General features: G+C 61.7%; 23 protein-coding genes. 13 read left to right on the top strand and 10 right to left on the bottom strand.

The genetic code is table 11. The features are described from left to right. Window positions 1–162: 162 nt before the first annotated feature. Both AC3EMP_RS16370 and AC3EMP_RS16365 read left to right on the top strand, forming a co-directional pair. Entirely contained in the window at window positions 163–408 is a 246-nt protein-coding gene (locus tag AC3EMP_RS16370) for a zinc-finger domain-containing protein (protein ID WP_023705697.1), read from the top strand. Between the two features lie 19 nt (window positions 409–427). Further along, a complete protein-coding gene (locus AC3EMP_RS16365; RefSeq protein WP_352710119.1) occupies window positions 428–1,666 on the top strand; it encodes an FAD-dependent monooxygenase in 1,239 nt (412 codons plus the stop codon). A 223-nt stretch (window positions 1,667–1,889) separates the two neighbouring features. Here AC3EMP_RS16365 and AC3EMP_RS16360 read toward each other — a convergent pair whose 3' ends face one another. The 6 genes from AC3EMP_RS16360 to AC3EMP_RS16335 form a co-directional block, all read right to left on the bottom strand. After that, on the bottom strand, window positions 1,890–2,555 hold the full coding sequence (locus tag AC3EMP_RS16360) for a TIGR02117 family protein (protein WP_352710116.1): 666 nt from the start codon (window positions 2,553–2,555) through the stop codon (window positions 1,890–1,892). A gap of 105 nt (window positions 2,556–2,660) precedes the next feature. After that, entirely contained in the window at window positions 2,661–3,464 is an 804-nt protein-coding gene (locus AC3EMP_RS16355; RefSeq protein WP_023671483.1) for an amino acid ABC transporter ATP-binding protein, read from the bottom strand. A 22-nt stretch (window positions 3,465–3,486) separates the two neighbouring features. Next, window positions 3,487–4,644 carry an amino acid ABC transporter permease gene (locus tag AC3EMP_RS16350; RefSeq protein WP_023684325.1) on the bottom strand — a complete coding sequence of 386 codons (1,158 nt, stop codon included), beginning with the start codon at window positions 4,642–4,644 and terminating at the stop codon, window positions 3,487–3,489. A gap of 4 nt (window positions 4,645–4,648) precedes the next feature. Then, the gene (locus tag AC3EMP_RS16345) at window positions 4,649–5,836 is read right to left on the bottom strand and encodes an amino acid ABC transporter permease (protein ID WP_023684326.1); all 1,188 of its coding nucleotides are present in this window, start codon (window positions 5,834–5,836) and stop codon (window positions 4,649–4,651) included. Window positions 5,837–5,898: 62 nt separating this feature from the next. Continuing rightward, window positions 5,899–6,927, bottom strand: coding sequence for an amino acid ABC transporter substrate-binding protein (locus tag AC3EMP_RS16340; protein ID WP_023684327.1), 1,029 nt, complete (start codon window positions 6,925–6,927; stop codon window positions 5,899–5,901). An 89-nt stretch (window positions 6,928–7,016) separates the two neighbouring features. Continuing rightward, the gene (locus tag AC3EMP_RS16335; RefSeq protein ID WP_023753133.1) at window positions 7,017–7,208 is read right to left on the bottom strand and encodes a hypothetical protein; all 192 of its coding nucleotides are present in this window, start codon (window positions 7,206–7,208) and stop codon (window positions 7,017–7,019) included. Between the two features lie 178 nt (window positions 7,209–7,386). Between AC3EMP_RS16335 and AC3EMP_RS16330 the strand changes: the two genes are divergently transcribed. The 5 genes from AC3EMP_RS16330 to AC3EMP_RS16310 all read left to right on the top strand — a co-directional run bounded on the left by AC3EMP_RS16330 (window position 7,387) and on the right by AC3EMP_RS16310 (window position 11,604). Next, window positions 7,387–8,556: a cystathionine beta-lyase gene (locus AC3EMP_RS16330; protein WP_023753134.1), complete on the top strand. Its 1,170-nt coding sequence runs from the start codon at window positions 7,387–7,389 to the stop codon at window positions 8,554–8,556. Window positions 8,557–8,781: 225 nt separating this feature from the next. After that, window positions 8,782–9,870, top strand: coding sequence for an HPP family protein (locus AC3EMP_RS16325; protein ID WP_023715181.1), 1,089 nt, complete (start codon window positions 8,782–8,784; stop codon window positions 9,868–9,870). A gap of 103 nt (window positions 9,871–9,973) precedes the next feature. Next, window positions 9,974–10,642, top strand: a complete 669-nt coding sequence (locus AC3EMP_RS16320) for an RNA polymerase sigma factor (RefSeq protein ID WP_023743964.1) — start codon at window positions 9,974–9,976, stop codon at window positions 10,640–10,642. Between the two features lie 115 nt (window positions 10,643–10,757). After that, entirely contained in the window at window positions 10,758–11,282 is a 525-nt protein-coding gene (locus AC3EMP_RS16315) for a DUF4142 domain-containing protein (RefSeq protein WP_023697729.1), read from the top strand. 10 nt (window positions 11,283–11,292) lie between these two features. Continuing rightward, window positions 11,293–11,604: a cupredoxin domain-containing protein gene (locus tag AC3EMP_RS16310; protein ID WP_023743015.1), complete on the top strand. Its 312-nt coding sequence runs from the start codon at window positions 11,293–11,295 to the stop codon at window positions 11,602–11,604. On the opposite strand, the gene AC3EMP_RS16305 is transcribed toward AC3EMP_RS16310, so the two are convergent. Beyond that, on the bottom strand, window positions 11,580–12,464 hold the full coding sequence (locus AC3EMP_RS16305; protein WP_023743016.1) for a crotonase/enoyl-CoA hydratase family protein: 885 nt from the start codon (window positions 12,462–12,464) through the stop codon (window positions 11,580–11,582). The genes AC3EMP_RS16310 and AC3EMP_RS16305 overlap by 25 nt on opposite strands. Window positions 12,465–12,547: 83 nt before the next feature. Between AC3EMP_RS16305 and AC3EMP_RS16300 the strand changes: the two genes are divergently transcribed. Continuing rightward, the gene (locus tag AC3EMP_RS16300; protein WP_023727874.1) at window positions 12,548–13,138 is read left to right on the top strand and encodes a TetR/AcrR family transcriptional regulator; all 591 of its coding nucleotides are present in this window, start codon (window positions 12,548–12,550) and stop codon (window positions 13,136–13,138) included. Window positions 13,139–13,237: 99 nt separating this feature from the next. On the opposite strand, the gene AC3EMP_RS16295 is transcribed toward AC3EMP_RS16300, so the two are convergent. Together AC3EMP_RS16295 and AC3EMP_RS16290 are read right to left on the bottom strand one after the other, a co-directional pair. Beyond that, window positions 13,238–14,464 carry an anion transporter gene (locus AC3EMP_RS16295; protein ID WP_031194071.1) on the bottom strand — a complete coding sequence of 409 codons (1,227 nt, stop codon included), beginning with the start codon at window positions 14,462–14,464 and terminating at the stop codon, window positions 13,238–13,240. A gap of 765 nt (window positions 14,465–15,229) precedes the next feature. After that, window positions 15,230–15,466: a hypothetical protein gene (locus AC3EMP_RS16290; protein WP_023671471.1), complete on the bottom strand. Its 237-nt coding sequence runs from the start codon at window positions 15,464–15,466 to the stop codon at window positions 15,230–15,232. Between the two features lie 273 nt (window positions 15,467–15,739). Between AC3EMP_RS16290 and AC3EMP_RS16285 the strand changes: the two genes are divergently transcribed. The 5 genes from AC3EMP_RS16285 to AC3EMP_RS16265 all read left to right on the top strand — a co-directional run bounded on the left by AC3EMP_RS16285 (window position 15,740) and on the right by AC3EMP_RS16265 (window position 18,712). Continuing rightward, window positions 15,740–16,066 carry a hypothetical protein gene (locus AC3EMP_RS16285; protein WP_023727873.1) on the top strand — a complete coding sequence of 109 codons (327 nt, stop codon included), beginning with the start codon at window positions 15,740–15,742 and terminating at the stop codon, window positions 16,064–16,066. Between the two features lie 773 nt (window positions 16,067–16,839). After that, window positions 16,840–17,007, top strand: a complete 168-nt coding sequence (locus AC3EMP_RS16280) for a Thivi_2564 family membrane protein (RefSeq protein WP_023671469.1) — start codon at window positions 16,840–16,842, stop codon at window positions 17,005–17,007. A 13-nt stretch (window positions 17,008–17,020) separates the two neighbouring features. After that, a complete protein-coding gene (locus AC3EMP_RS16275) occupies window positions 17,021–17,314 on the top strand; it encodes a hypothetical protein (protein WP_023814798.1) in 294 nt (97 codons plus the stop codon). Between the two features lie 161 nt (window positions 17,315–17,475). Beyond that, entirely contained in the window at window positions 17,476–17,946 is a 471-nt protein-coding gene (locus AC3EMP_RS16270; protein WP_023715175.1) for a GFA family protein, read from the top strand. A gap of 571 nt (window positions 17,947–18,517) precedes the next feature. Continuing rightward, complete coding sequence (locus AC3EMP_RS16265; protein WP_023684343.1) at window positions 18,518–18,712, top strand: hypothetical protein; 195 nt, start codon at window positions 18,518–18,520, stop codon at window positions 18,710–18,712. A gap of 70 nt (window positions 18,713–18,782) precedes the next feature. On the opposite strand, the gene waaF is transcribed toward AC3EMP_RS16265, so the two are convergent. Further along, complete coding sequence (gene waaF, locus AC3EMP_RS16260; protein WP_023814800.1) at window positions 18,783–19,805, bottom strand: lipopolysaccharide heptosyltransferase II; 1,023 nt, start codon at window positions 19,803–19,805, stop codon at window positions 18,783–18,785. Between the last annotated feature and the right edge of the window lie 315 nt (window positions 19,806–20,120).

Below are 20,120 nucleotides of genomic sequence, written 5' to 3'. Positions count from 1 at the left end.
TGACGCATGACCCTTCGGCGAAAACCATTCCGATTTCAGGGACATGCACTTAACCGGCTCACCGTATCCTCTGACAGGCTTTTGCGACAGTTTCATTTCATCGATCTTGCAAACAGGCCTGTTATGTTCCAGATGCTTTTCGACGAGATCAAGGAGACGACGATGGCAGGCGGTTCCATTCCCCATTTCCAGAACGATGCGGGCCATCCGGCAATCGACATCGGCGTCAAGGAATTCATGTGCACCGGCGCCAACCCGCCCTTCGACCACCCACATGTGTTCCTCGACATGGGCGACGACAATGAAAAGGTCTGCCCGTATTGCTCGACGCTCTACCGCTATTCGGCGAAGCTGAGGGCGACGGAAACGCTGCCGGCTGGTTGCCTTTATATCGACCAGGCCGCCTGATCCTTCCGCGACAAGCCCGATGGAAGACATAAGGTCCCGGCAGGTCATAATCGCCGGGGCCGGCATCGCCGGGCTGACCGCCGCCCTTGCCTTCGCCGGAGGGGGTTATCCGGTAAAGCTTATCGAACAGGCACAGCACCTAGAAGCGGCTGGCGCCGGCATCCAGCTTTCGCCCAACGCAACACGCATTCTTGGAAAACTCGGCGTGCTCGACCGACTGCTGCCCGCAGCGTTGCGGCCGGAAGCGGTCGTGCTCAAGGACGCCGGGACGCTGCGCGAACTGGCGCGGGTACCGCTCGGGCACGCCGCCGAAGCGCGCTGGCAGTCGCCTTATCTCGTTGCTCACCGCGCAGATCTGCAGGCAGCGCTGTTGGCGCAAATGGCTGAACGGCCGGAGATTGAGTTCATCACTGGCGCCCGCGTGACCGGCATCGTCAAAGACGCGCAATATGTCGCCGTGACCGCCGAAGTGGACGGCCGCGAGATCGAGGCAGGCGCCAAACTCCTGATCGGCGCCGATGGCGTCTGGTCGGCGGTCCGGGCGCAACTCGCAGGCGAGGACTTCGTCAAAAGCCGTTTTTCGGGCGAACTCGCCTGGCGGGCTACAATCGCAGGCGACGGTGCGGCCGGAGAGGCCTTTGCCGCGATCGGCGCCGCCGACTGCGTCACCACGTTCCTGCATCCAGGCTTCCACATGGTCGCCTATCCCGTCAGCAAAGGCCGGGCCTTCAATCTCGCCGCCTTCACCAAGGGTGAGCGCATGGCCGAAGGTTGGTCGGGCCATGCCGATCCCGCGATCCTCACGGCTGCCCTGCGCGGCACCGCGCCGGGCCTGACGAAGCTTGTGGCACTGGCCGGCCCATGGACGGCCTTTCCGATCCACACCGTCGAACAACAGCGGTGGACGAGCCCGCAGGGCATCGCGCTGATCGGCGACGCTGCGCATGCGATGACGCCGTTTGCCGCACAGGGCGCGGCAATGGCGATCGAAGATGCCATCACGCTTGCCGACGCTATCGCCGATTTCCCTGGCGATCTGCCCAGAAGTTTTCAAATCTGGGAAAATCTTCGGCGGCCGCGTGTCGCCAAGGCCGCGCGTCGTGGGGCCGTAAACCGCCTCGCCTGGCATGCTGCCGGCCCGGTGGCGATCGCCCGCAATCTGTTCCTGGCCATGCGCTCGCCCGACAAGCTCGCCGCCGACCTCGACTGGCTCTATGGATGGCGAGCGGACGCTCGGCAGTCTAGATCGTCGACTTAGCGATCCTTCCCACCCCCCTCTGTCCTGCCGGACATCTCCCCCGCAAGGGGGGAGATTGGATGTCGCCGCCGCCTTCGCCAAAATCGCCGGCGTTGCAGCAGGAGCGCCGCGGGCAAAACGGCTGATCTCCCCCCTTGCGGGGGAGATGGCCGGCAGGCCAGAGGGGGGTGCTGTCCCGCTGGCTTCAAAAGATCCAACACTGTCGCGGTGCGATGAAGGACTGCTAGTTATAAAACCGCATCGACAAGCCCAGCGAGGCCGGCAGCGGGTTCCACCAGCCGGTGCGCAGGCCGGCGGTGCGCAGGCCGGCGGCTGTCCAGGTGTTACAGCCGACAAGCGCGTTGAAATGGCCGTTCGCCTCGAAGAAGCGGTCGAAGCTGGAATAGGCGGCGTTCTCGATGACGACCGGACCATGCGGCCCTTGCTGGAAACTCGCGTCGATATAGTCGAGCAGCGCTGCAAAACGTTCCTCATCGATGTCGAAACCGGTGACAGCAGGGTGCGGCTCGGCGATGGCCCCGGCGATATCGACATGCATGACCGAGGCGTCCAGTGTCAGCGCCTTGAGGACGGGCACTGCTTTCAGCTGCGACCAGCTCGGCGTCTCCAGATAGAAGGCCCGGCCGCCCCAGCCAAAGACGATGTAGCTCACTTCCGGGGCGTCGACAGGGATGCCGGCAGCGACCAGGAAATGGAAGCGCCGGTGCACCTCGTCATCGACGGGAATGGCGATGTCGGTGTGGATCGGATTCTCCAGCACCAGAATATGGCGCGTGCCCTCACCCGCCGCTGACGCCGGCCACAGCGGACGCGGCACCAGCGTGCCGAGCGTGGCAGCGAGCGCGACCACGATAATCAGCATGGCCACGAAACGCAGGGCTTTTCTCATGCGGCGGCGGCTTTGTGTTTCAATGGAGAAGATCAACCCCGACCCCAGATAGCAAAAGAGCCCGGCCGCATTACGGCCGGGCTCTTTTGGTTCGCATGAAAATGCTCAGTGCAGGATCTGCGACAGAAACAGCTTCGTGCGCTCGTGGCGCGGATGGTCGAAGAACTCGGCCGGCGTGTTCTGTTCGACGATCTGGCCCTGATCCATGAAGATCACCCGGTTGGCGACCTTGCGGGCAAAGCCCATTTCGTGAGTGACGCACAGCATGGTCATGCCTTCCTCGGCCAGGCCCACCATCGTCTCCAGCACTTCCTTGATCATTTCTGGATCGAGCGCCGAGGTCGGCTCATCGAACAGCATGATGCGCGGGTTCATGCACAGCGAACGCGCGATCGCCACGCGCTGCTGCTGGCCGCCCGACAGCTGGCCCGGATATTTGTTGGCCTGTTCGGGGATCTTGACGCGCTTGAGGAAGTGCATCGCGATTTCCTCGGCCTGCTTCTTCGGCGTCTTGCGCACCCAGATCGGCGCCAGCGTGCAGTTCTCCAGGATGGTCAGATGCGGGAACAGGTTGAAGTGCTGGAACACCATGCCGACCTCGCGGCGCACCTCGTCGATCTTCTTGAGATCGTTGGTGAGTTCCTTGCCGTCGACGATGATCTTGCCCTTCTGGTGCTCTTCCAGCCGGTTGATGCAGCGGATCATGGTCGACTTGCCCGAGCCCGAAGGACCGCAGATGACGATGCGCTCGCCGCGCATCACCTTGAGGTTGATGTCCTTCAGCACATGGAACTCGCCATACCATTTGTGCATGCCGATGATGTCGATTGCGACATCGGTGGTCGAGATGTGCATCTTCTTGGCATCGACCTTGATCTCTTCGGCGCTGACGGCGTTTTCTATGACCATGGCAGGTTCCCCTTTTTTGTTTTTAACGTTTGTGGCCGGTGTCCAGCCGGCGTTCCGTATACATCGAATAGCGCGACATGCCGAAGCAGAACAGCCAGAAGACGAAGGCAGCGAAAATCAGGCCGGACTTGGTGGTCTGCGGCGTCGCCCAGTTGGGATCGGAGAAGTTCTGCTTGACGACACCGAGCAGGTCGAACATCGAGATGATGATAACCAGGCTTGTGTCTTTCAACATGCCGATGAAGGTGTTGACGATGCCGGGTATGACCAGCTTCAGCGCTTGCGGCAGCACGATAAGGTTCATCTTCTGCCAGTAACCGAGACCAAGCGAATCCGCACCCTCATACTGGCCCTTGGGGATCGCCTGCAGACCGCCGCGCACCACCTCCGCCATGTAGGCGGCGGCAAACAACGAGAAGCCGATCAGCGCCCTGAGGAACTTGTCGAACGAAACGCCGGGGGGCAGGAACAGCGGCAGCATGACGCTGGCAAAGAACAGGACGGTGATCAGCGGGATGCCGCGAACGAATTCGATGAAGATAACGCACAGCATCTTGACTATCGGCATCTTCGAGCGCCGACCGAGCGCCAGCACGATGCCGAACGGCAGCGACACTGCAATGCCGACGAAGGCCAGGCTGAGCGTCACCAGCAGGCCGCCCCATAGCTGCGTCTCCACATGCGGCAGGCCGAACATGCCGCCGACCAGCAGCACGAAAGCGACGATCGGCAGCACCAGGAAAAGCAGGATCGCGTTCAGCCCCTTGCGCGGCACGCGCGGGATCAGCAGCGGCACCAGCAGCGCCACGAACAGTATGGCGACCAGGATCGGCCGCCAGCGCTCCTCAATAGGATAGCGGCCGAGCATGAATTGGCCGAACTTGGCGTTGACGAACGCCCAGCAAGCGCCGGACCAGCCATCCGGCTGAACGCCGCCTTGCGCCGCCGTGGCGCATACCGAGCGATCGGACCCTACCCACTGGGCGCTGATGAAGGCCCAGTTGATGATTGGCGGCAGGATCATCACCACCAGTGCGATGCCCAGTACGGTCAGGATGGTGTCGCCCACCGAACCGATCAGGTTCTTGCGGACCCAGGCGATAGGCCCCCGCACGCCGGCCGGCGCCTGTTGCGCCAGTGCCATTTCGGTCCGCACCCAAGCGGTATCATGTTCCTGCATGGCCTTACCTCTCCACCAGCGCCATCCTGGCGTTGACCACATTCATGACCGCCGACGTCACCAGGCTGATGACGAGATAGACGACCATCATGATCAGCACGTTTTCGACCGCCTGCCCCGTCTGGTTGAGCACTGTGCCGGCGGTCGCCGTCAGGTCCGGGTAAGCAATAGCGATGGCCAGCGACGAGTTCTTGGTCAGGTTCAAATACTGGCTGGTCAGCGGCGGGATGACGATGCGCATGGCTTGCGGCACGACGACTAGCCGCAGGATCGATCCCGGCCGCAGCCCGAGAGCGCCAGCCGCTTCCGACTGGCCCTTCGAGACGCCGAGAATGCCGGCACGCACGATCTCGGCGATGAAGGAGGCTGTGTAGCAGGACAGCGCCAGATAGAGCGACAGGAATTCCGGCCCGATGTGGAAACCGCCGGCCAGGTTGAAGGTCGATTGCTTCGGAAAATCGAAGGTCAGGGGAAAGCCGCTCAGCGCATAGGCCAGAATCGGCAGGCCGACGATCAGCGCCAGGGACGTCCAGAATACGGGAAACTGCTGACCGGTCGCCATCTGCCGCTGGCGCGCCGTGCGGGCGACGAACCATGCCATGGCGATGCCGACAAGCAAGGCGACAAAGATCAGCCAGGAGCCATCACCCCAGATTGCACGAGGAAGATAGAAGCCGCGCTGGTTGAGAAACGAGCCGAATGGCAGGTTGATGCTTTCACGCACCACGGGCAAGACCGCCAGCACGCCCGAATACCAGAAGAAGATCACCAGCAGCGGCGGGATGTTGCGGAAAATCTCGACATAGACCGTGCAGATCTTGCGGATCAGCCAGTTGTGCGACAAGCGGCCGATGCCGACGATGAAGCCGATGATGGTTGCGGTGATGATGCCGGCAACGGCGACGATGAGGGTGTTGATCAGCCCGACGACAATGGCTTTGCCATAGGTATCGTCCGAGTTGTAGGGGATGGCGCTGACTGAGATATCGAAGCCGGCACGGCTTTTCAGGTAGCCGAACCCGGAAGAAATGTGCAGGCGCTGCAGATTGTCGATGACGTTGTGGACAATCCACCAGACGCTCGCCACCAGCAAGACGACAACCACCGCCTGGAAGACAACTCCACGGACTTTTGGATCGTTGATGAAGGAACCGCGGCTCGGCTCCTCGCGTAGGACTTCCTGCGACGCCATTGCCCATCCCCTGCAAAGAGAAACCGGAAGGCAGACAATCTGCCTTCCGGATCGCATTTCGATCAGCGGATCGGTGGCGCGTATTGCAGGCCGCCCTTGGTCCACAGCGCATTGATGCCGCGCGCGATCTTCAGCGGGCTGCCGGTGCCGACATTGCGCTCGAACATCTCACCGTAATTGCCGACTGCCTTGACGATGTTGACGACCCAGTCATTGCTAACGCCGAGATCGGTGCCGATCTTGGTTTCGGGTTCCTGGCCGAGCACGCGCTTGATCTCCGGGTTGTCCGAGGTCTTCATCTCGTCGACATTGGCCTGGGTGATGCCCAGTTCCTCTGCCTGCAGCAGCGCGAAATAGGTCCACTTGACAATGTGGTACCACTGGTCGTCCCCCTGGCGCACGGCCGGGCCGAGCGGTTCCTTGGAGATGATCTCGGGCAACACGACATGGTCTGCCGGCGCGCTGAGCGTCAGGCGGATGCCGTAGAGACCCGACTGGTCGGTGGTGTAGACATCGCAACGGCCCGCGTCGTAGGCGGCGTTGACCTCTTCAAGCTTTTCGAAGACGACCGGGTTGTACTCCATCTTGTTCGCCTTGAAGTAGTCGGCGAGGTTGAGCTCGGTCGTGGTGCCGCTCTGCACGCAGACTGCCGCACCCGAAAGCTGCAGCGCCGAATTGACGCCCGGCAGCTTCTTGGCGTTGATCATGAAGCCCTGGCCGTCATAATAGGTGACGCCGACGAAGTTCAGGCCAAGTGCCGTATCGCGATTGATGGTCCAGGTGGTGTTGCGCGACAGGATGTCGACTTCGCCCGACTGCAGTGCGGTGAAGCGCTCCTTGGCGCTGAGCGGCGTGAACTTGACCTTGGTGCCGTCGCCGAAGACGGCGGCCGCGACCGCGCGGCAGAAATCCACATCGATGCCTTTCCATTCACCCTTGTCGTCAGGCGCAGCGAAGCCGGCAAGACCTGTGTTGGTACCGCACTGGATGAAGCCTTTCGCCTTGACGTCGTCGAGCGTGCTCGCCGACGCGGCCGAAGCCATCCATCCAAGCGCAGCGGCGCCGAGAATGCCAATTGCAATGTGTTTCATAACCCACAGACCCTTTTCTGTTTTCAGGTAAACCCTGATCCTCAGGCAAATCCTGATCTTTTCCCGCGTGAACCCGGCTCCCATCCGGCTCATTCCCGGAACCCCGCGTCGTAACCGACGCCCGGCCCCTCCCATTCACGAACTGCATCGAAGGCGATTATCTCTGTGAGGTCAAGGGAAATGACCGTTTCACGACAGCTTTGAAAACCAATTGCCGCAAATGCCTGAATTGCAGACAACATCATCAGGAAAGCAGCAAGCCCCGCAAATAAAACCGGCAAAGTCCGTCGACGCTAATCCACATCCACTCATGAAATCCGCGGCTCTGGATCGCCACGCATTCCAGACTATTCATGGGGGAATTGGCCTATGCAAAGGGCACCGTCTGGCGGGCGCCCGCTGTTGCACGGCCAATGCCGCCGCTCTATGGCTAGCGCTTTCACCACAAGGCGAAGAGCAATGGCGACTGACGGCAACGAAATGGGTATCAACACGCGGCTTGCCCATTCGGGCAACAATCCGCACGACTATTTCGGCTTCGTCAATCCGCCGATCGTGCATGCCTCGACCGTGCTCTATCCCAACGCGTCGGTGATGGCGGCGCGCAGCCAGAAATACACCTATGGCACACGCGGCACGCCGACCACCGATGCGTTGGCGCATGCGATCGACGCGCTGGAAGGCTCCGCCGGTACCATAATCGTGCCGTCGGGCCTGGCGGCGGTGACCGTCCCGTTGCTGGCGTTTCTCTCGGCAGGCGATCACATCCTGATTGTCGATTCCGTCTACCATCCGACCCGCAATTTCGCCGACACGATGCTGAAGCGGCTGGGTGTCGACGTCGAGTATTACGATCCGCATGCCGGCGCCGGCATCGCCAGCTTGATCAAGCCGAACACCAAAGTCGTGTTTACGGAATCACCGGCCTCCAACACCTTCGAGGTGCAGGACGTTCCGGCGATCGCCAAGGCGGCGCATGAAACGGGCGCCATCGTCATGATGGACAACACCTGGGCAACGCCGCTCTATTTCCGTCCGCTCGACCACGGCGTGGATATCTCGATCCATGCGGCGACGAAATATCCGGCCGGCCATTCGGATGTGCTGCTGGGCACAGTGTCTGCCAATGCCAACTGCTGGAAGCAGCTTTGCGAGACGTTCTACACGATGGGCTGCTGCGCCGGCCCCGACGACGTCTACCAAGTCCTGCGCGGCCTGCGCACGATGGGCGTTCGGCTGGATCACCATCAAAAGAGCGCGCTTGCCATTGCCGTCTGGCTTGAAGGCCAGCCCGGCGTGGCCCGCGTGCTGCACCCGGCGCTCCCCAGCCACCCCGACCACGCGGTGTGGAAGCGTGATTTTTCCGGCTCGAGCGGCATCTTTTCCATCGTGCTCAAAGGCGGCGGCCAGAGACAGCAGCACGCTTTCCTCGATGCGTTGAAAATCTTCGGTCTCGGCTATTCCTGGGGCGGCTATGAGAGCCTTGCCGTGCCGGTCTTCCTTGGCGACCGTACCGTTGCCAAGGGCCCCTATGACGGCCCGCTGATCCGGCTGCAGATCGGGCTCGAGGATGTCGAGGACCTCAAGGCCGATATCCTGCGCGGGCTGGAAGCGGCCGCTGCGGCATGACACCAGCAAACTTGCGAAGCTGATTCCGCTGGTCCGCCCAACCCGTTGAAAGGATTGGCGAGCGACTTTCGCAGGCGATCGACGTCGCAAAGCCGCTCATCGGTCAACCAAGCGCAATGTTATTTCCCCAATGCGCGCTTTTTCGGATCGGTTTGACTTTCAAAATCGTCGGTCCAACGCCATTGCAGGCGCTGCGCGCACAATTCCAGCCGGACTGAGCTTGCCATGGCCTTTCGTCTCTTTGTCCCCATTCTCGCCGGCGCGACGCTGCGCGAGCGCCTCATCGCCTGCATCGGGGCGATGATCGGCATTGCGCTGACCGGCGCGATCGGCGCGCTGGTGCTTGGCAATGGCCCGCATGTGCCGCTGCTGGTGGCGCCGATGGGGGCGTCGGCGGTGCTGCTGTTTGCGGTGCCTGCAAGCCCGCTGGCGCAGCCATGGTCGATCATCGGCGGCAATACAATATCGGCGCTGGTCGGCGTGATCGTGGCCCATTTCGTCCATCAGCCCGTTCTCGCCACGGGCATTGCCGTGGCGATGGCGATCGCCGCCATGTCGTTCTCGCGCTGCCTGCATCCGCCGGGCGGAGCCGCCGCACTGACCGCCGTGCTCGGCGGGCCGGCCGTGATCGGTGCGGGCTTCCTGTTTCCGTTCGTGCCGGTGGCGCTGAACTCCATGATGCTGGTCGCGCTCGGCTATGCTTTCCACAGGCTGTCGCGACGCAGCTACCCGCATGTGCCGGCCCCTGCCCCGAAAAGCACGCACGGAACCATCGATCCGCCGGCTCAGGAGCGCATCGGCTTCCGGGCCGAGGACATCGATGCCGCGCTGGCTGCGCTCGACGAGACCTTCGACATCGACCGCAACGATCTCGAACAGCTGCTGCGACAGGTCGAACTGCAAGCGACGATGCGCGCACACCGAACCATGTTGTGCGAGGACATCATGTCCCGCGACGTGATTTCGGTCGATGAACACGCGTCCGCCGATCGGGCGCGTCATCTGCTGCTCGACCACAATATCCGCACGCTGCCGGTTGTCGACAAGGACGCCAGGCTGGTCGGCACCGTTGGATTAAGGGAATTGGCGCGAGCCGACGAAGCCGTCGGAAGCGTTACCTCGACAGCGTCGACCGCCGCCGCCGGTACGCCCGCCATGGCCCTGCTACCGGTGCTCACCGACGGCCGCACCCATGCAGTCATCATCTTGGACGGGGACAGCCGCATCCTTGGCCTGATCACGCAGACCGACCTGCTTGCGGCCACGGCGCGAGCGCAGGCTGCTGACAAGCCGCTGGCGGAAGCAGTATTCTAGGCGCCGTCGGAGCCGGGCGAAAATGGCCGGGAACCTTTTGCCGGCGATGTCATCCAATGTCTTGATCGAGGTTTCGGACGGGGATTGGATCGAGGAACTGACCATGCCTGCTATGTCTGTACCAATGCCCACAGCTGCTTCAAGCGAGATGCTTCTCGTGCGCCGCGCGCTGGCACGCGAAGGCAACGCCTTCCGCATCATCATGAAGACCCATAATCAGCGGCTCTATCGCATCGCTCGCGGGGTGGTGCGCAACGATGCCGAAGCCGAGGACATCGTCCAGGAGGCCTATGTCAGAGCCTTTGCCCATCTCGATGCCTTTCGCGGGGAGTCCTCATTGGCCACCTGGCTGTCGCGCATCGTCATCAACGAGGCGCTCGGCCGTCTGCGCAAAAGGCGGCGGACGGTGGCGAAAAACCCGCAAGCCGAAATCATCCAGTTCCCCCTCAATCCCAGCGACGATCCGGAGCGGACGATGGCGCAGCGGCAGATCCTCGAGTTGGTGGAACGGGCGACCGACAGCCTGCCCGATGTTTATCGGACGGTGTTCGTGGCGCGGGTTATCGAGGGGCTCAGTATCGAGGAGACCGCCGAGCTGCTTGGCGTGCGGCCGGAAACCGTCAAGACAAGGCTACACCGCGCCCGCGCCCTGGTACGCAAGGCACTCGACGACCAGATCGGGCCGGTGCTGCTCGACGCCTTCCCGTTTGCCGGCCGGCGCTGCGACAGGCTGACCAGCGCCGTCATGCAGCGGCTCGGCCTGGAGAGCTGATCATCGGCTGATTTGGCCGATTTCCCCGGGAACGTTTGCCGCCGCTGCGCATCCAATGACCGTCAACTGAAAAACATGGCCCGGCGCGATCCCGCGTCCGGGCGAAGGAGATGCCATGCTTACCCGACACACCGCCGCCCTCGCTGCCTTGCTGCTGCTTGGCGCTGCCCCGCTCGCACAAGCCGCCGACAAGCCGACGGACCCGCAGATCGCCCACATCGCCTACACGGCAGGCGTCATCGATGTGGAAGCCGCCAAGCAGGCGATCAAGAAATCGAAGACCAAGGAGGTCGTGGATTTCGCCAACGACATGGTGCGCGACCACGAAGCGGTCAACGCGCAGGCACTGGAACTGGTAAAGAAGCTGAAGGTGACGCCGGAAGACAACGCAACCAGCCAGGCGCTGACCAAGGCTGCGGCCGAGGAGCGGGCGAAGCTCGCCAAACTCGACGGCGCAGCCTTTGACAAAGCCTATGTCGACAACGAGATCGCCTACCACAAACAGGTCGACGGCGCGCTTGAAACCCTTTTGATCCCATCGGCCAGCAATGCCGAGTTGAAGAGCCTGCTGCAGACCGGCCTGAAGATTTTCCAGGGCCATGAACAGCACGCCGAGCATGTTGCAGGTATGCTGAAGTAAGGACCAGGCCATGTCGAAACGGCTGCTATGGATTGCACTGGCGCTGGTCTTCGGGACCTCACCCGTGCAGGCCGAAACCATCCAGGTCACCATCGACAAGCTTGTCTTTTCGCCGACCACCGTCGAGGCGAAGGTCGGCGACACGATCAAGTGGGTGAACAATGACGTGTTCGCCCACACGGCTACCGTCAAGGGCGGCTGGGAAGTGATGATCCCGCCGAAGTCAACAGCGAGCCTGACCCTGCAGAAGGCGGAAGCGGTCGACTATTTCTGCCGCTTCCACCCCAACATGAAAGGTCATCTGGCCGTGACGGCGCCTTGATCGCGGTCCGCAAGCCCGTCCTGCTGCGTTGAGGCTCGCCTGGCTTCATCCGGCCGGGTGATGTGCGTCCACGAGCCGTGACAGCCCGGCTGGCGGCGTGCGATCCAGGCATCCAGCCCTTCGCGCAGATCAGCGGTCGGAGCCATGCGGGCGAACTGCTCGGCCTCGACAGCCAAGCCATCCGCGATGCTCTGGTTCAGGCCGCGCGCCACTGCTGTGAGGATCGAGGCAATTGCTGCAGGAGAATGCCTGGTCACGCGCCGGGCGAGATCAATTGCGGCGGGCATCAGCTCCTCATGCGGCACCACCTGATTGACGAGGCCGAGTTCGAGGGCGCGCGGCGGCGGGAACCAATCGCCGGTCAACAGCAGCTCGAGCGCCCGCTTGCGCCCTGCCAGCCTCGGAAGCCGCTGCGTGCCGCCGAAAGCAGGCGGCATTGCAAGGTTGATCTCAGGCTTGGCGAACAAGGCGCGGTCGCTGGCGATAGCGAGCGGCACGGCTTCGGTGATCTCGCAGCCGCCGCCGAAGGCGATGCCGTTGACGGCGGCGATGACGGGCTTGCGGAATGCCTCCAGCCTTGCAGTCAGCCGCTGTCCGCGCATGACGAAGTCGCGCAGGGCAACGTCGACGCCGATGGCCACGCTGCCTGAGAATTCAAGGATGTCGGCGCCGGCGGAGAAGGCGCGCGCTCCTGCTCCAGTGAGGATGATGGCGCGGATGGCATCGTCGGTCTCGGCGGCATCGAGGAGCGCAAGCAGGCGATCAATCAGCGCATAGTTCAAGGCGTTGAGCTTTTCCGGCCGATTAAGTGTGAGGATGGCGATCCCGTCGCGGGCCTCGGTGAGCACAAGCTCGGTCATGTCTTTTCCTTCCCTGTGTTTGTCGACCGGAGAGGATCAGGCTTTCGGTTGTATGTATATTCACTAGTCGGTATACTTGCCCTATGAGCGAAGCACCGAACCCCACCCGCAAACGCATTGTCGATGCCGCAACGAAGCTGTTCTATGCCGAGGGGATCGGCCGCGTCAGCGTCGATGCAGTGGCGGAAAAAGCCGGGCTGACCAAGCGCACGCTCTACTATCATTTCAAGAGCAAGGACGATTTGATCGCGGCCTATCTCGACGGTCGCGACCAGCCGAACCTCAAGCAGATGGCCGGCTGGTTCGAGACGGCCGAAGGCGATGTCGAGCGCAAGGTCGAGGCGATTTTCACCAATCTGGCGCGCGTGGCGAAGCACCCGAAATGGAGAGGCTGCGGCTTTCTGCGCACGGCAGCCGAACTCGCTTCCATGCCCGGACACCCGGCCGTTAAAGCGGGGGCGCGGCATAAGCAGAATTTCGAGACCTGGCTGGCCGGCGAACTCACAGGCCACGGCGTCGACGAGCCGCAGACCCTGGCGCGCGAAATCGTGCTTTTGATGGACGGCGCGTTCTCGATCATGCTGATCCACCGCAACCCCGACTATGTCGAGGCGGCCGGACATGCCGCTGCAACGCTGGTTCGGGCAAGGTCAGGATCGGCGACTATCCGCTAGAGCGTTCATCGTTTAATGAAGACGGCGAAACACGCTATCTCTTTGTTTTGACGCAATTCCGGACCGAAAAACCGCTTCACACTTTTTCCTGGAATTGCTCTAGAATCCAGCCGCCAGCCATGCCGTCCCGACGGCAAGGGTCAGCAGCGTCAGTGGCAGGCCGACCTTGAAGAAGGCTGAGAAGGACAGCTGCGTGCCGGCCGCCCGCGCCTGTTCGGCGACGATCAGGTTGGCGACTGAGCCGAGCAAGGTGAAGTTGCCCGCCAGCGTCGAGCTCATCGCCACCACCAGCCAGGCACGCCCGGGGTTTTCAAGGCCGGGTATGAATGGCCGCAGCGCCAGCACGGCCGGAACATTGCTCATGATGTTGGAGAGCACCGCGGTGAAGCCCGATAGACGCCAGACGTCGTCCAGCCCGAGGTTCTTGGCCGAGGCGATGATGTCGGGCGTCAGCAGCGTCTTTTCGGCGCCGGCGACAACGATGAACAGGCCGGCGAACATGAACAGCAGCGGGCCGTCGATCTCGCGGTAGATGCGGGCCGGCTTGATGGCGCGGGTGAGCAGCAGGATGGCCCCGCCGATGAGCGCTGCCTTGGCAACCGGAACGCCGGCGAAGAAGGCGATGGCCAGGCCAATGCAGACAACCACCGCCTTCAGCACCTGTCCCGGCAGCATGCGGCCGCGATAGACTTCCGGGTTGAGATCGGCGGGGCGGGCGAATTCGGCGCGGTAGACGATGCGCACGATGACGACGACCGCGACGAGGCCGAAGAGGGCAACCGGCGCCAGGGCGGCCGAAAAGGCTGGGTAGGAAATTCCCGACAGCGCGCCGATGACCATGTTCTGCGGGTTGCCGGTGATGGTGGCGACGCTGCCGCAGTTGGACGCGGTGGCGGTGGCGATCAGATAGGGAATGGGATTGCGATTGATGACACGGGTGACGTGGACGACGATCGGCGCCATGACCAGGCAGATGGCGTCGTTGACCAGGAACGCCGACAACACGCCGGTCAACAGCGTCACCATCACCAGCAGCACGAAAGGCGCGTGCGCATGCTCGATAGCGTAGGCGCCAAGCGCCCGGAAGGCGCCGGACACCTTCAGATGCGCCACCACGATCATCATGCCGAGCAGCAGCGTAATGGTGTCGAAATTGATGGCGCGATAGGCATCTTCCATACTGAGTGCGCCGATGGCGATCATCGCCGCCCCCCCCAGCAAGGCGATCCCTGCCCGGTCGAGACGGAGGCCTGGAATACGCCCGACTGCGACGCCGGCATAAGTCAGGACAAGGATCAAAAGTGCCGCTGCGCCCATCAATGTCATTGGCAGACATCCTTGTCCAAACGAACCGACGCAGGAACGGACTGTTCCCGCTCAGGATTTGCCGGGCAGCTTTAACGCCGCTCCAGCAAAGCGAAAGCCTATAACGATCCGAATGCGAAAATCGGTGGGCAAAATCGCGGGTCGACCGATGCCGGGAGCAACCGGAGCTTGATCTTGAGACGGCCGAAATTGGGAATGAGACACGCGCGGCGGACTGCGGCGGACTGAGATCGCCATCCGCGAAACTTCCCCCTCGGAAGGCTCGTGATCTATGTGATTAAATTCTAATTTAGGCTTTCCGGGTATGGATAGCTTAGCCGTATTTCGGCCTTGGGGTTTCAGATGGTCCAGGTTCTTGAGAGGGAATGCCGTGTCTCGGAAAACGAGGCTCTGCTGGCGCGTCCGATAGAATGTCCACAATGCCACGGAACCCGCAAGGTGTTTGTCTGTGCCCGGTGGGCGAGCTCGAACGGCCATTGCTGCCCTGGAGGAACACACCGGCTCAGGTGCCCCGGTCACAGCGTCACGTGCATGGAGTGCGAAGAGAACCTTGAGCGTATCTGAAAGCGATCGCGACCATTTCCTGTTCGGAAAACGCAAAAAGCCCGCTCCGGCGAACCGGAGCGGGCTTTGCAACCATACGCCAAGAGTACCCTGCTGAGACCAGTACCCTGCCGAGAGCCGACCCGCTTTGCGTTTCCGCCACTGCAATAAATTGGTAGCGGCACTTCCAGAAAAAGCGATTGTTGGCTAACCGCCGTCGGATTACTCGCCCGACTGGCCGTCGCCAGTCACACTGCTGCCCAGAATTCCAAAGTCCTGAGACTTAGTTCCTTGTCCCGCAGTCAGGAATCCATCCGCATCCAGGCCGCGCCGCAGCAGTTCCCGCACCGCCGCGGACCGGCTTGGCATGCGCTTTTCGAAGCGCCAGTTTTCCAAGGCAGCCAATTCCTCGGCTGTCAGCATGATCTGCAGTCGCTCGGGTCGTTCCAGCTCGGCCATTCGCGCCTCCAACCGTCAAGACCAAAAATATGGTGAGTTAGTATGTGTCTCAATTGCAGTATAGCTAGGGGTCCCCGTGCAGCGCGTCAAGAGAGGCTGATGGGTGACTCACATACAAGACCAACGATGAGGAAGACACGCCGATAGCACAACCCGCGCAGTCTGCTAACTACTTGATTTACCTGAGAATATTTTATATTCTTCTTGCCATCGGAAGGTCGTTGGCGCATCTTGACCACGACGGGACAACCGGCTCCTGAAAGGAAGGTTTCCATGCGCTACGGATATTCGGCTCGGCTACGGGAGGATCTCAATTCACGGGTCCTGGGCGCGCTGCGCTCGCGCGGAATGGTCAATATTGCGGTGGTTGCCGAGGACATACGATTGCGTAACCTGGACGAGAACGTCGCCCTTGAAGATGTCGAGCGGCTTGTGATGCAGACGGCCCAACTCTACGGCGCGGTGATGGAATTGGACGGACTGACCTCCGTCGAGGCGGGGAGATTGACTTCGCTTGCCGACGATAAGCACGAACTGTCTGGCATCGGCAATTCCGACACCACAGGCGGCCAAACCGCTCCCCTGCTGGGATTGTCCTAAGGCGCGACCCGCTCTTTCAATCGACAAAATCCGCGAGAGAGATTTGGACCGAGCGCAGCGGCGCCTGGAGCGTCCAGACGACGCCTTGTTCCCCAAATTCCAGTTGTCCGGTGCCGCTAAGCGCTTGTGGTGCAACCCGCTTGAGCACGACGGAGCCAAAACCGCGGCGCGTCGTCCCACTCAGGTTCGGCGGCCTCGTTGTAGAAGGTGATGCGGCCCTGTGTGTCGATGGTGTAGGCTGCAACGGGCAACGCTTCCAACAAACTGGCGGGCCCGACACCTGGGATTCCAATCCCCGCATGTTGGATGACGTATTCCCCTACCCCAAATTCCCCACCTGCTCGATTTGCCCGTTCCGCGGTAGCTGAGATGCACGTGCGAGGTTTCGGTTCCCGTCGTCCCCTTGGGACGGCAATTGTTCTCCTCAGAAAAGGCGATCACCCGCCGGGCGGCGCCGGATCTCAGGGCTCGCGCAAATGTCGACAACGAAGCGCAACTCAGGCCGTCTTTGTCGGAAGCTCGTCAACCCGAGGCGGTTCTCCCGTTAGCCCCGCCTGACGCCAGCAACAAGTTGCCTGGAACTGTGTCGCCGATGGCAAACGACAACATTGCGGCAAACAGGCCCTGATCGGCATCCAGCTTCAAAGGCCGCGGAACGTTGTTTCGCAGCCTTTACGCTGCGCCGATGGCTTCGCATCGACAGGAACCAATCAAGGGCCAGAGCGTTTGCCGCTGCGTACTCTTCTCAGACGTAGCCAGACGGAGTGAGGGACATGGCTTCATCGGTACTTATCGGCATTCTGATCACTTTCCTGGTGATCATCCTGGTGCTCTATCTCATCCAGCGTCTGCCGCTCGATGGCCGCACGAGGCAGATCGCGCAGATCGTTGTCATCATTATCGGCATCATTTCGCTGTTGAAATACCTGGCCGTATTTTAGGATAAGGATCGCCATGACATCCCAAACAATCGCATGGATCATTGGAACGGCGTTGTTTGCAGCAACAAGCACGGCCTACGCCCGACCCGACACGCGTTCGATGAGCTGCGAGGAGACGCAGCACCTGATCCAGAGCCATCACTCGGCGGTGTTGACGACCGGCCGGAATACTTACGATCGCTATGTCCGCCAATACGGCAACGAGTGCGACTGGCCGGAGGTGCCGGTCGCTGCCTCCGTTCCGACACGTGATGGCCAGTGCCGTGTCTATTGGTGCCGGGAACCGGTGTTCGATTTCCCGAACTGACATATCCAGCAGCCTTGCGGCGGTCGTTGCCATGGCGCTCCCGGGTTCAGACGATGCATTGCGCGAGGCGACATGGAACCCTTGCGCCGCGCGTGAATTGATTGTGCGCATGGCGCTGCAAGATGTAGCGGTGTGATGCCCAACCAGATGGAGGAGCGGTCATGCCCAATGATACAAGGCGGAGCGGCAGCTGCCTGTGCGGCGGCATCCAGTTTTCGGTGACGGGAGATCCCTTTCGGATTGGCCTTTGCCATTGCAAGGACTGCCGCAAGGCTAGCGGGTCGGCTTTTTCGGCGTTTGCAGTGTGGCCGCTCGAGGCGTTCGAAACGACGGGTATCGTCAACAGCTACGGCGACAGAAGTTTTTGTCCCACCTGCGGCGGCCGGGTCCCTTTGGTTCGTGAGAATGAGGTGGAAGTGACGATTGGCAGCCTCGATGAGGTGCCCACCGAAGGGCTGGAGCCCAGCTATGAACTCTGGGTCAATCGCCGTGAGCACTGGTTGCAACCCTTGCCTGCCGCCCGGCAATTCGAGCACGACCGGGTCGATGACGAGCCGACAAACCGGACAGCCGAACCGATTTCTGACGGTGTCGAGACGCCGTCTAGCTTGCCGCAACGCAAGTCGGCCTAGCGCGAGCGGCGCAGAAAGCCGGCAGGCAGGAAATTCATTCTCGAAACCGCCCGATGCCGACAGGACCGGGTCCGACAACATTTCACCCGGTAGAAGCCAAACGCAAAAAGCCCGCCTTGGCGTCAAGCCAAGGCGGGCGGTAGATCATCCGGCCTGCGCTGCCGTGGAACGATGGGTTGGCCAAAGCCCTGGGCTGAGACCCGGTGCCGTTTGTAACCGGCGATTGACTACGGAGCGGCCCCGGTCAGCTGGAATTCGTCTTGTGGTTGCAACGATGCTACGTTTTGTTTCGAAACGAGAGCCTAAGGCCACGCAATATCGTTACGTCAACTATGCTGTCCAAGTATCTCATGGTGTGAACTGAAGGAATCTTCCTGTCTTGTACAAAAGAACGCTTTGTTTATTTTCTTTCCGTCAAATAGTGTAGCGAATCTTGAAGCCGGATGGGGCGGCTTTCATGCAGCCAGCGCCTTCGCAGGATTGCGGTCCGCACGTGCAATATCCACTTCACGGCAATCTTCATGCAAGCATAGCCAGCGCAAAGTTCATACGCAGACGTTGGGGGGCACCGATGGACCAGCCGAGCAAAATGGAGAACCTGCAGTTCGCGCAAGGGATACTGCGGGAGCTTAGGCAGAAAGCCGAAGCCGACGGCGAGAAGCTTCTGACTTATCTCATCGACATGGCCTACCTTGAAGCCAGCGACCGCATCCGTGCACATTGGGTCGGCAATCACGAGCCCGAAAGCCGCAGGGCCATGGGGTAACCGAAACGCGGCGATGGTTGCCCCCACGGGGCGTTTTTAACCAGACGCCTGGGGCCGGGGAGACCATTGGTCAGTTGGCGATACCGGCTGAGATGTCAGCCAGAGCCTCCCTCACCCGAGTTTCGCTGATGCCCCGCGTGTCCTTGACCCAGCTGGGCGTCGAAAGCGGCGGTTCGATAAAGCGAACATGGTTGTTTACGGGCCCATGCACATAGGGGCGATTCAGCCCGTAGATGAGCGCGCATGGGACGTTCAGGGCAGCGGCGGCGTGGGAAATCCCGCCATCAACCCCGAGGAACATGGTCGACGCAGCGATTTGGCACATCGCGTCAGCAATCGACGGGGTCGAGGTGAAGTCGATTGCCTCAGGAATGGCGGCGCGGATTTTTGCGGCACCGGCGTGCTCGCGCGGTCCGCCTACAATCCAGATTGCCCAGCCGCGATCATGATGGTCTCTGGCGATCGAAATGAAGCGCTCGACGGGCCACGAGCGGAAATTCTCAATGTCGGCAGTATAGAGCGCCAGGGCCGGTCGGCCGGCATCGATCTTCTTGTGCTGGCGCCAATCGTCCAACTCGGCCGGATCGACCACAAGCCGGGGCGCCGGCCACTCTGCGCCCGCAGCCGGCTTTTCGCCAAGCGAGGCAATCGAGCAAACCTCCTCGAAGAGCCGCGTCTTGCGGGGTCCGAAGGCCCATAGATGCGCCAACCAGCCGGCGGGGAAGCGATTGAGGAGGCCGAATTGCAACTCCTGCGGATAGCCGATGCGCTCCTCTATTCCGGCCATGAACGCCATCAGCGCCGCCTTGGTGCTGCTGGTCATCAGATAGGCCGTACGGTAATTTTCCTTGCGCAACTCGCCAACCAGGCGGCTGCGCTCGCCAAAACCGGGGCGCTGATGACGCTTGGCAAGCGTCCAGCCCTTCCTGACATGCGGCATCAGGCGCGCCAGCGGCGCTGCGACAGGCGAGGTGACGACATCTATGGGGCGATCAGGAAATCGCGCAGCGATGATCTGGATGGCGGAATGGCAACGGACGAAGTCGCCGACCGCGGGGAAGCCGACGAAGAGGATTGGATCGCCGGTCGTCAAGGAAGCGCTTCGCCGTCAACGATGCGGAGTGTAGGGGTCGCGCGAAAATGGACGGGAGGCATTTCGGGATCGATCGAGGCGTGCAGGACTTCGTCCTGTGGGCGGCCGGTGCCGGCCGACGACCTAGCGCCGGTGCAAACCAAATCGACATGACGCTGAATCGGCCGCATTGACCTTGCCTCACAATGCTCTCAAGACGGCCCAGTTGCGTCACGGGCTGGGCATTGTCAAGGTCGCGCCAGAAACGCAAAAAGCCGCGGCGGCCTCGACCGGGTTACGGAATCGTTAATCAGCGCTTGCTACTATTCTGGATGA

The organism is Mesorhizobium sp. P160219 (assembly GCF_057786095.1).
Note: the sequence above shows the minus strand (reverse complement) of the source record. Positions and strands in the feature narration are given on the sequence as shown.

What these genes read in the sequence shown, in the direction of transcription:
- AC3EMP_RS16315 (WP_023697729.1), top strand. Translation starts at nt 10,758, where the DNA reads ATGCTTACCCGACACACCGCCGCCCTCGCTGCCTTGCTGCTGCTTGGC.
- AC3EMP_RS16290 (WP_023671471.1), bottom strand. Translation starts at nt 15,466, where the DNA reads ATGGCCGAGCTGGAACGACCCGAGCGACTGCAGATCATGCTGACAGCC.
- AC3EMP_RS16285 (WP_023727873.1), top strand. Translation starts at nt 15,740, where the DNA reads ATGCGCTACGGATATTCGGCTCGGCTACGGGAGGATCTCAATTCACGG.
- AC3EMP_RS16345 (WP_023684326.1), bottom strand. Translation starts at nt 5,836, where the DNA reads ATGGCGTCGCAGGAAGTCCTACGCGAGGAGCCGAGCCGCGGTTCCTTC.
- AC3EMP_RS16270 (WP_023715175.1), top strand. Translation starts at nt 17,476, where the DNA reads ATGCCCAATGATACAAGGCGGAGCGGCAGCTGCCTGTGCGGCGGCATC.
- AC3EMP_RS16300 (WP_023727874.1), top strand. Translation starts at nt 12,548, where the DNA reads ATGAGCGAAGCACCGAACCCCACCCGCAAACGCATTGTCGATGCCGCA.
- AC3EMP_RS16355 (WP_023671483.1), bottom strand. Translation starts at nt 3,464, where the DNA reads ATGGTCATAGAAAACGCCGTCAGCGCCGAAGAGATCAAGGTCGATGCC.
- AC3EMP_RS16360 (WP_352710116.1), bottom strand. Translation starts at nt 2,555, where the DNA reads ATGAGAAAAGCCCTGCGTTTCGTGGCCATGCTGATTATCGTGGTCGCG.
- AC3EMP_RS16280 (WP_023671469.1), top strand. Translation starts at nt 16,840, where the DNA reads ATGGCTTCATCGGTACTTATCGGCATTCTGATCACTTTCCTGGTGATC.
- AC3EMP_RS16370 (WP_023705697.1), top strand. Translation starts at nt 163, where the DNA reads ATGGCAGGCGGTTCCATTCCCCATTTCCAGAACGATGCGGGCCATCCG.
- AC3EMP_RS16295 (WP_031194071.1), bottom strand. Translation starts at nt 14,464, where the DNA reads ATGACATTGATGGGCGCAGCGGCACTTTTGATCCTTGTCCTGACTTAT.
- AC3EMP_RS16265 (WP_023684343.1), top strand. Translation starts at nt 18,518, where the DNA reads ATGGACCAGCCGAGCAAAATGGAGAACCTGCAGTTCGCGCAAGGGATA.
- AC3EMP_RS16340 (WP_023684327.1), bottom strand. Translation starts at nt 6,927, where the DNA reads ATGAAACACATTGCAATTGGCATTCTCGGCGCCGCTGCGCTTGGATGG.
- AC3EMP_RS16275 (WP_023814798.1), top strand. Translation starts at nt 17,021, where the DNA reads ATGACATCCCAAACAATCGCATGGATCATTGGAACGGCGTTGTTTGCA.
- AC3EMP_RS16330 (WP_023753134.1), top strand. Translation starts at nt 7,387, where the DNA reads ATGGCGACTGACGGCAACGAAATGGGTATCAACACGCGGCTTGCCCAT.
- AC3EMP_RS16365 (WP_352710119.1), top strand. Translation starts at nt 428, where the DNA reads ATGGAAGACATAAGGTCCCGGCAGGTCATAATCGCCGGGGCCGGCATC.
- AC3EMP_RS16325 (WP_023715181.1), top strand. Translation starts at nt 8,782, where the DNA reads ATGGCCTTTCGTCTCTTTGTCCCCATTCTCGCCGGCGCGACGCTGCGC.
- AC3EMP_RS16350 (WP_023684325.1), bottom strand. Translation starts at nt 4,644, where the DNA reads ATGCAGGAACATGATACCGCTTGGGTGCGGACCGAAATGGCACTGGCG.
- AC3EMP_RS16320 (WP_023743964.1), top strand. Translation starts at nt 9,974, where the DNA reads ATGCCTGCTATGTCTGTACCAATGCCCACAGCTGCTTCAAGCGAGATG.
- AC3EMP_RS16310 (WP_023743015.1), top strand. Translation starts at nt 11,293, where the DNA reads ATGTCGAAACGGCTGCTATGGATTGCACTGGCGCTGGTCTTCGGGACC.
- AC3EMP_RS16305 (WP_023743016.1), bottom strand. Translation starts at nt 12,464, where the DNA reads ATGACCGAGCTTGTGCTCACCGAGGCCCGCGACGGGATCGCCATCCTC.